Consider the following 6,017-nt stretch of genomic DNA (forward strand, 5'->3'; position numbering starts at 1 on the left):
CTTACCCTTTGTGTCCTTTGTGTCCTTAGTGGTTTAAAAAAATCAATAACCACAAAGAGCACCAAGAACACAAAGCTTTTCTTCCTTTTTCCCTTAGTGCCCTTTCCAAGGAACGCCCTTCATATTCGCGATCGCCGATGTCTCGAGCGATCTTTAAAGCCTGCTGGTGATAGTCAATAGCTCTCTGGTACTCCCCTAGAGAGCCGTAAGCCAGTCCCAAATTGCCCAAGGAACGCCCTTCATGACCGCGATCGCCGATGTCTTGTGCGATCTCTAAAGCCTGCTGGTAATAGTCAATAGCTCTCTGGTACTTCCCCAAAGAGCTGTAAACATTTCCCAAACTGCCCAAGGAATGTCCTTCATAGCCGTAAGCCAGTCCCAAATTGCCCAAGGAATGCCCTTCATATTCGCGATCGCCGATGTCTCGAGCGATCTCTAAAGCCTGCTGGTAATAGTCAATAGCTCTCTGGTACTGCCCCAAAGAGCCGTAAGCATTTCCCAAACTAATCCCACAAATTACATCTATCAATGAATTTAATTTGCCTAATAGTTGCCGAGAGAAATCAATTTGTTCTTGATAATGACCCCAAACTCTAAGTTGGTAATGCAATTCGTCATTAGTAGAAATTCCTGAACGAGTACAAAGAATTATACTAGCCTTTTCCCAGGCTTCTACATCACAAAGATGATGAAAGGATTCTAAATATCTATTTACTTTTTTTAAATTTGTCGCATTAGAAGGTGGTTCATCTTCAATAGTTAGAAAATATTCTACTGCCGTGTAAATAGAAAGCTGTTCAAAAGGTACTTCATCTAAATTAATTTCTAATTCTTCAAACAATAATTGACCTGATGTTTTAGAATTATCGGTCATGCTTCTTCTCCACCACCTTGAAATTTTTGTACTAAATTTCTATAACTTTCTAAAGCTACACTACGAACTAAATTATGTTGTCCTAAAACTCGTTTATTATTATGATTCACTGATTCTTCTGCTAGAAAACGATTTAATAGTTCTTCTAAAGCTTGTTTTTGTCTTTCTTGACTGCAAACTTGCTTTTCTACACGCCTTACTAATTCTGCTAACTGCATTAACCAACCTTCTTCTTGTACGGGGATACGATAAACAGATGCAGCACAAATTAAAATATAAGCGTCTGGTACTTGAGTTTCTAGACGCTTATATGTAGCTTTGAGACGTTTCCTATTGACTTCGTTTCTAACTTTACGGGTAAGTTTGTGTAATTCCCACTCATCATATCCTTCTGTTTTTCCCGCTTCAGCTTCAGCTAAATCCTTTTCTACTTCTTCTATTTTTTTATTAACATCATTCCAATAAGCTTGAACATTTCCATTAAAAGGATCGCCGTTAATTTCTCCAATAATTACCCGTAAAACTAAAGGATGACCCTGATATGCTTTCCCTAATCGTAATAAAATTGGTTTATCTTCAGACTTTTGACTAATATCTAATCCTTCTATTTCAAATAGTGCTTCTTGTTCGGATTCATCTAATCCATAGAGAATGTGGCGCTGATAAAAATTGCTATAACGAGAAGCTTTGCTATGAAAATTAACTGGTAAGTCTTGAGAAGTAAGGATCAATCGACTTTGACAAGATTCGGCTGATAATAATCTGAGAAAGAATTCTTCCCAATATCGATTGCTAAAATCTCCCCAGCTACCACCATCTTCATTTTCTGTTAGAAGTCTTTCCATCGAATCAATCAGTACGAGCAACCGATCTTCTTGTAAGCGTCTGACTAATTGATTTAATAGTAATTCTGGTTTTTTCTCCGTTGGTGGTATATTTTCTCCTAAGCTCTCAAGCCATCCAGCAGCAATACTAGCAAAGTCTGTAGACTTCTCCTCATAGTCAAAATTTGCTCTAAGTAGCTTATTATCCCAATCACTTTGGATTAAATCTGTTAATTTTACTGCTAATCTTTCTGCCAAAGCGGTTTTACCAATTCCTGTTAAACCAAGAATTAGCAGTAGACGACAGGAGTTACGCAGATTCTGACTTAGTTGCGTGATTAGTCGCTCTCTACCTACCCAAGAAGAGTCATAAGCAAAAAAATTGTCGGGAATAGTAGTTTGTTGGTTAGTTTCGTTTATTTGAGAGATTTCTTGCCAATCTAAGCCTAATTTATCCGCAATTTCTTCAAAGTATGAGAAATCAACATTTCCTCTTCTGAGAAATTTTTTGACTGTACTTTCAGATGGACTTCCAAAAGATTTAGCAAAAGCAGTTTGACTGGGAAAACCATTGCGTTTAACAGCTTGTTTGACTTGAGCAATGTATTGAGGAGAAACTTTGAGCGATCGCGACATGATTACTTAGATATCAGTAATTTTATCTAGCTTTATCCTAGTAATTTCTTATCTTAATCTCAACCTTTTATCTCAACCATAAGTCACCTATTTCTCATCCTAGAACTCAACCCAAGCAGAGAGATGATGAAATTGTAGAGTTTTTAAGAACAAAAATTAATGTCTCAACCACAAACGAGCGTTACCCAACCAGACTTAACTTCTGTATCTATCGATCCGACTCCACTATTGGAACATGGTAATAGTCCAACAGCAATCATTTTAAAGGATAATCCTGCTTCTTTCCAAGGCGGAAGCCTTATTAAACTAATGCACGCCAAATTACATCGTGTCTGCGTCACCGATGCCAATGTTAACTATGTAGGCAGCGTCACCATTGACCGTAAATTGATTGATAAGGTCGGAATTTTGCCTTTGGAGGAAGTGCAAATTTGGAATGTGAGCAATGGCAACCGCTTGTCAACCTACGTGTTGCCAGGAGAGCCTGGAAGTGGTGTCATTTGTCTTAACGGTGCTGCTGCCCATTTATGCGCTCCTGGGGATTTCGCGATTATTGCTGCTTATGAAGAGCGCGAGCGTTCTGAAGTATTACGTACTGGACACGAAGCAAAAGTGGCGATTGTCGATGAACACAATCGCTGTCAAGACTTTTTCTTACAGACTTTAGAGCCAAAAGAGGGGCAACTTCAATACCATTCACGCTCTTGCAAGAATCAAGAACAAGGGTTAAAGCCTTGTCCATAGTGACTTACAAATTTCATGACAAATTTTTTTGGAGAATAAAACATGATTTACTCAACCAACCGAGCGACTACAATGCAAAAAATCATACAAAAGTTCTTACTGACTATAACTCTTGCAGTCTTTTTAATAACCAGTTTTGCTTTGTCTCCCCAACCTGCATTAGCTGGTAATAAGATTTCAAAACCTCACAATAGAGTTCATGCTCATGGACAGCCACGCACCACTTCACGCGATCGCAGAGATCGCGAAAGAGATCGCCGACGTACATCTGACACTCTTGATGAGATAGTGCGACGAGGAAATCAGCAACGAAGGAACTCCCAAAGTAGTGGTAGCAGCAATTCATCTAGAAATTCAAGAAGAAGTACTTGATTGCATTCCTTATTCATCTATTTAACACTTTAGGAAAAGCCAAAATGATTTACTCAACCAACAAATCAACTACGAAGAAAACAACGCTCGAAAAACTTATACTCTCCATAAGTCTCGTAGCATTGCTAATAAGCACCTTTACTTTATTCCCTTTACCTGCTCAAGCAAAAAGGATAAGTGGAAATGTAAGTGTGCAAGGAGATTTAACTCAACTTTATAGTCAAATTTCGCAGGACATTTTGACGATTAGAAATCGAAGTGCCTGTGTTAAAGCAATTCAAGAAAGAGCTTACAGCGGAGTCAGACAGCGCCGTAATGTGATGGTTTTCAACTTATCGCAAAACTACGGTAAAAATCTTAAAAATGCCACATTCAAGCAATTCAGATGTGCTGGTAGTATCTATGGTCTTTGGACTTTTACGAGCGGAAGATTCATTAACAAGGGCGATGGGGGATATATCAATTGGGCTTTCGCAGGTAAATTTCGACGAACTGGTAAAGATGGCAAGTCTGTTGTATTTCGTCCCATAAGACGATAAAAGTTTTCATCTAGTAAAGGTGTTACTGATGAAGAAATATGTAATAGCGTTGATTCTTCCTCCCCGTAACACTTTTGCTTCACTTTTTCTAGAATATTTGCCAACTTTCAGCGAATCAGTGGCTCACAAAAATCTTCAATTTTTTTCACAATTACACCAAGGAATAGCAAGTAATATGTCTAATATGTCTATGTTTGAAGCCTCTCTGAAAACTCTCAAAGGAATCTTCGCCGATAAACCCGAAGCTCTTAAAGTTTTTGACTTACAAAGCTTAGAATCACAATATTTGACAGAAAAGCTCAGAGATAACAGTGAATTATTTGCCGATAAAGTGAATCTTTGGGTTACTGGACGCACAGGTGTTGGAAAAACCTCTTTGGGAAACAGCCTGTTGGATTCAGATGCAATGAAGTCCAATGGTTTCCAAGATTGCACCGATGTTGTTGGTTATTTTCAACTAACCAGCAAATTAAGATTTTGGGATACACCTGGAATTTGTAGCAACATTAATTATGAAAATATTAATCGAACTGCTCTAATGATGGAGCAGCTTCCAGGTAACAAATTTTCTCGTCCGCCTGTTGTTCCCCTAAAAGATTCTGACTATTTACTGATTAAGGACTTCTCTGGGTGTGTTTCTCCAGGAATTAAGCCTAAAGAAAAAAAAATCCAAGTTAAGCAATGGCGTTCTGATATGGGAGAACATATGCAGCCAGACATTATTCTTTATGTTATGGCTCCCCACATGAAATTTCTCGATCCCGACCGACAGTATTTGGGAGAACTATTAGAAACCTGGAAGTGTCTGAAAGAGTCAGGGAAGTGTATGGTCATTCCGATACTCAATGTCTTTAGAAAAGATGATGGCACGGTTCTTCCTACCGACCAAGAGATGGATTATGCTCGACGAGGAATATCTGAGGTTTACAAAGCTGTCTTTAATACCGATTCTTTTCCACCAGCCATTGAAATCAATTCAAAAACTGGCGAAGGTATCCCTAAAATTACAGAACTTATCTGTCAAATCATACCGCGTCAAAAAATTGGCAGTTTAGGACAAGTCTTGAGAGATGACCTTAAGCAGTATGCAGAAAAAGAACGAGTTAAACGCTACTATCAAACTCTCTGCTTAATTTCTGCTCGCTTGGCTAGATATGAAGTTAATAGAAAGATTGAAGGACAAAACATCTTTCAGGCAGCAGCATCGGCAATTTGTGCTTATGGTGTTATGACCTTCAAGAGCTTGGATGCGATGGCAGATATCAAACCAGTATTTGACTCTGTCTTTGGACAATTGGAAAAAATGGAAGCAGCAAGATGTGAGGACATCACTATTAAGGAAGATGTGATGGGGACAAAGGATATCACTCGTATTAAACCAAAAGAAGAAGAAGTAGAAGTGGAGTTCAAAGAGTTTATACCAAAGGAAGTAACCGAGACGGTTAAAAAGAAAACTAAGGTGCCTGTGATTAAAACTCAGAAGTCGAAGAAGACGACAACTGTTATGGGAATAGCTCCTACAACTAAGCTAAGGGGTTTTTGGGGAAGATTATTTACAGGTCAATCTACCTATACAACTATGGGATATGGTCCAGTTGAGCGTGAGGTCGAGATTGAAGTTCCCACTATTGATTATGAAGATGAAGAGAGGGAAGAGGAGGTGACAAGAACTGAATGGGAAGAGGTAATCAATAAAGAAAAAGAAACTCGTGTTGTCGGCTATGAAGAAGAGGTGGTTGACAAAGTTCAAGTGGTTGTAGCACAGGTCGATAAAGTTGTTGGTACCAAGTATCTCCCAGGCAATACTGTTCGGTTAGTATCTCAAGTTATTTTGTCCGCCCCCTAAATCCCCCAATCCTGGGGGACTTTCACAAATATAACTCCCTCAAAGTTGGGGGCTGGGGGGCTTAACCGAACGGTATTGATCTCCCAGGTGGATATCCTGCAATTAAGTTTTTATTAGGTCTGGGTTTAGGAATTCAAAATTACTGTAGCCATACAAACGCAGCATGGTCGAGGAGTATAGAC

Annotated in this window: 6 protein-coding genes; 4 read left to right on the forward strand and 2 right to left on the reverse strand. The window is 39.0% G+C overall.

The annotated features are described in order from the left end of the window. Positions 1 to 25: 25 nt before the first annotated feature. Positions 26 to 874 (reverse strand): tetratricopeptide repeat protein, encoded by an 849-nt coding sequence (locus tag H1P_RS30115; RefSeq protein ID WP_144874694.1) that lies wholly within the window; start codon positions 872 to 874, stop codon positions 26 to 28. Then, positions 871 to 2,334 (reverse strand): AAA family ATPase, encoded by a 1,464-nt coding sequence (locus tag H1P_RS30120; RefSeq protein ID WP_144874696.1) that lies wholly within the window; start codon positions 2,332 to 2,334, stop codon positions 871 to 873. The genes H1P_RS30115 and H1P_RS30120 overlap by 4 nt, the downstream gene beginning before the upstream one ends. Positions 2,335 to 2,643: 309 nt before the next feature. Here H1P_RS30120 and panD point away from each other — a divergent pair, with 309 nt between their 5' ends. The 4 genes from panD to H1P_RS30140 are packed head-to-tail and all read left to right on the forward strand — an operon-like array spanning position 2,644 to position 5,835. Further along, the gene (gene panD / locus H1P_RS39105; protein ID WP_144874704.1) at positions 2,644 to 3,078 is read left to right on the forward strand and encodes an aspartate 1-decarboxylase; all 435 of its coding nucleotides are present in this window, start codon (positions 2,644 to 2,646) and stop codon (positions 3,076 to 3,078) included. A gap of 42 nt (positions 3,079 to 3,120) precedes the next feature. After that, a complete protein-coding gene (locus tag H1P_RS30130) occupies positions 3,121 to 3,450 on the forward strand; it encodes a hypothetical protein (protein WP_222427314.1) in 330 nt (109 codons plus the stop codon). Between the two features lie 44 nt (positions 3,451 to 3,494). Then, positions 3,495 to 3,989 (forward strand): stress protein, encoded by a 495-nt coding sequence (locus H1P_RS30135; RefSeq protein WP_144874700.1) that lies wholly within the window; start codon positions 3,495 to 3,497, stop codon positions 3,987 to 3,989. A gap of 28 nt (positions 3,990 to 4,017) precedes the next feature. Further along, positions 4,018 to 5,835 (forward strand): GTPase, encoded by a 1,818-nt coding sequence (locus H1P_RS30140; protein ID WP_144874702.1) that lies wholly within the window; start codon positions 4,018 to 4,020, stop codon positions 5,833 to 5,835. Positions 5,836 to 6,017: the final 182 nt, after the last annotated feature.

This window comes from Hyella patelloides LEGE 07179 (assembly GCF_900659865.1).
Lineage (GTDB): Bacteria > Cyanobacteriota > Cyanobacteriia > Cyanobacteriales > Xenococcaceae > Hyella > Hyella patelloides.

Excerpts from the sequence above, each read along its gene's own strand:
- H1P_RS30135 (WP_144874700.1), top strand. The coding sequence starts at position 3,495 with ATGATTTACTCAACCAACAAATCAACTACGAAGAAAACAACGCTCGAA.
- H1P_RS30130 (WP_222427314.1), top strand. The coding sequence starts at position 3,121 with ATGATTTACTCAACCAACCGAGCGACTACAATGCAAAAAATCATACAA.
- panD (WP_144874704.1), top strand. The coding sequence starts at position 2,644 with ATGCACGCCAAATTACATCGTGTCTGCGTCACCGATGCCAATGTTAAC.
- H1P_RS30140 (WP_144874702.1), top strand. The coding sequence starts at position 4,018 with ATGAAGAAATATGTAATAGCGTTGATTCTTCCTCCCCGTAACACTTTT.
- H1P_RS30115 (WP_144874694.1), bottom strand. The coding sequence starts at position 874 with ATGACCGATAATTCTAAAACATCAGGTCAATTATTGTTTGAAGAATTA.
- H1P_RS30120 (WP_144874696.1), bottom strand. The coding sequence starts at position 2,334 with ATGTCGCGATCGCTCAAAGTTTCTCCTCAATACATTGCTCAAGTCAAA.